The following is an 881-nucleotide window of genomic DNA, read 5'->3' as shown; positions in this document are numbered from 1 at the left end:
GGGTCGGCCGACGGTCGAAGTGGTTCTGACGGATGACGAGCGTGAAACGTTGCTGCGCTGGTCGCGTAGGGCGACGTCCGCGCAGGCTCTGGCGCTGCGGTGCCGGATCGTCCTGGCGTGTGCTGACGGACTGTCGAACACCCAGGTCGGCGTGGACCTCGGCATCCATCCGACCACGGTGGCCACGTGGCGCAAGCGGTTCGCGGCCGGTCGGCTTGAGGGCCTGGCCGACGAGAAACGGCCAGGGCCTGCCCGCACGGTGACCGACGATCACGTCGAGGACGTGATCGTGCGGACCCTGGAGACGACGCCGAAAGGCGCCACGCACTGGTCCACCCGCGAGATGGCGAAGCAGAGCGGGCTGAGCCAGTCGACGGTCTCGAGGATCTGGCGCACCTTCGGCCTCAAGCCGCACCAGGTCGACACCTTCAAGCTGAGCAAGGACCCGCAGTTCATCGAGAAGGTCCGCGACGTAGTGGGCCTGTACCTGGATCCGCCCGAGCGCGCCATCGTACTCTGCGTCGACGAGAAGTCCCAGATACAGGCACTGGACCGCTCGGCACCGGTGCTGCCGATGATGCCCGGCATGCCCGAGCGCCGCACCCACGACTACCTGCGCGGCGGGGTCACCACCTTGTTCGCGGCGCTCAACGCCGCCACGGGCGAGGTCATCGGCTCCCTGCACCGCCGCCACCGTGCCGTCGAGTTCAAGAAGTTCCTCGCCAAGCTCGACAGGGAAGTCCCCGCCGAGCTCGACGTCCACCTCATCTGCGACAACTACGCCACCCACAAGACCCCCGCCATCCAGAAGTGGCTGCTCACGCACCCGCGGTTCCACATGCACTTCACGCCCACCAGTTCCTCCTGGCTCAACCAAGTCG

General features: G+C 67.4%; 1 protein-coding gene. It reads left to right on the top strand.

Annotated elements, in window-relative coordinates; all coding sequences use genetic code 11:
* Positions 1-19 precede the first annotated feature (19 nt).
* The coding region (locus tag AQJ91_RS48435) for an IS630 family transposase (protein ID WP_067036857.1) at positions 20-881 on the top strand (862 nt) is incomplete at its 3' end.

This window comes from Streptomyces dysideae (assembly GCF_001514305.1).
Taxonomy (GTDB): Bacteria; Actinomycetota; Actinomycetes; order Streptomycetales; family Streptomycetaceae; genus Streptomyces; species Streptomyces dysideae.
Note: the sequence above shows the minus strand (reverse complement) of the source record. Positions and strands in the feature narration are given on the sequence as shown.